Origin of the sequence: Oribacterium sp. C9, assembly GCF_002007235.1 — a bacterium.
GTDB lineage: Bacteria > Bacillota > Clostridia > Lachnospirales > Lachnospiraceae > Oribacterium.
In genome coordinates this window covers 1-1,541 of the sequence record NZ_MUHW01000064.1, presented here as the reverse complement: position 1 = coordinate 1,541, position 1,541 = coordinate 1, and the positions used below count along the sequence as shown (strand labels likewise).

The window sequence follows — 1,541 nt, the reverse complement described above, 5'->3', positions numbered from 1 at the left end:
GGTTATTCGTCAAAAATAGTGGGTAACCATTGATTCTTTTTCGGAAGTTTAGTTGCGTGACATATGCATGTCAAGGGAGCTTTGCTCCACTTCGTGGAAACCCTTGACATACATATGCCACACAACTAAAGGGTACCTAAGGAATCAATGTTTAACTCTGTTACGCATTTGCTATAACTGCATCAATATCGAGCTTGCTACAATTCAGGTATATCATAGTCTCAAAGTACTCGTTATTCCTGAAGCCGCGTGCCCGGCGTTTGATGTTTTGGATGATACTGTTCATTCCTTCAAGAATTGCATTTGTAATGCGGTACTCGAAGTAATTCAGTATTTCATCCCAATGATCACGGATTAAGCCGCACAGTTCCTTCATTGGTTTCAAACGAGAACGTATCAACCATGAACATAGCTTTTTAAGCTTTGGCTCTGCTTCTTTACGTGACAAGCAATGCTCGTAAATATCCTGCAGTGTTACTCGCATCGAGTAAGCTCTTCCGGTTTTTAAGTGTTTGGATGACTTCATAAGTTCGCATTTCCATGCAGCCTGTTCATCCGTAAGGTTGACATCGTTTTTAAGCCAAAGGTACTTGGTTCCCTTTAGGAGTTCATTGGTCTTGCATTCCTGCTTGCGGATTGTATCTACAGCATCATTGGCATGCTTTATGACATGGAACTTATCGATGATGGTATTGCTGTTAGGAAAGTTATCTCTGACGCCTTTCCGGAAGCCTAAAGACATATCACAGGTAACGAGCTTTACTTTAGCCGGATCACCATTATGTTGCTTGAAATCTTCGACAAACTTGTCGACCGTGGTATGGTCCTTACCTTCAGTCGTAAAGATTACTTTTCGACCTGCGAGATCAACCATTACCGTGACATAGTTATGGCCTTTTTTACTGGTTTCGTCCATGCCGATGCTATCGACCTCGGAATAGTCTTCGAGTTCTCTGGCAGCATCAACGTAACGCTTTATAAAGCGCCACAAACGATTATCACGGACTCCGACAAGCTTGGCCACGACAGATACCGGAAGATGTTTTGCAAGTTCCATTACCCATGCTTCAAAGAGCAATGTGAACCCAGAGTTCTTTCGTGCCCACGGAGCTCTAACTGTAGGGCATTGACCTTCACCATCGCTGACTTTAGGCATCTTCGCATGGATATACGTTTTATACTGGAAGAAGTTCAGATGCCGCCATGTTCTGTCGGCAGTATCATGAGCGGTCATTTCTATAGGTTTGCCGGATGAATCTGTCCATGCAGATCCGTCCTCATAGTAGAAAACGAACTTAGCTCCACGCTCAAAAGCAATGGTGATATGAAGAGTCATTTCTTTTGGATCATCTTCATCTGGAAGAAACTCAACATTTGATACCTTCCAGGGATATTCAAGTTGAAGTGCCGCAGTGAACAGATCCTTATTATCCATGATACATCCTCCTTGTGTGGCTGGTTGATATATCAAGGATAGCAGAAACTTTTAAATTTAATCAATTAGCAATGGTGGGGTTACCCACTATAAATGACGAAAGGCC

1 protein-coding gene is annotated in these 1,541 nt (G+C 42.7%); it reads right to left on the bottom strand.

The genetic code is table 11. The features are described 5' to 3' along the window. Nucleotides 1-160 precede the first annotated feature (160 nt). Nucleotides 161-1,435 carry an ISL3 family transposase gene (locus BXO88_RS16145; protein ID WP_078038748.1) on the bottom strand — a complete coding sequence of 425 codons (1,275 nt, stop codon included), beginning with the start codon at nucleotides 1,433-1,435 and terminating at the stop codon, nucleotides 161-163. Between the last annotated feature and the right edge of the window lie 106 nt (nucleotides 1,436-1,541).

Coding starts and splice junctions, on each gene's coding strand:
- BXO88_RS16145 (WP_078038748.1), bottom strand. CDS start 1,435: ATGGATAATAAGGATCTGTTCACTGCGGCACTTCAACTTGAATATCCC.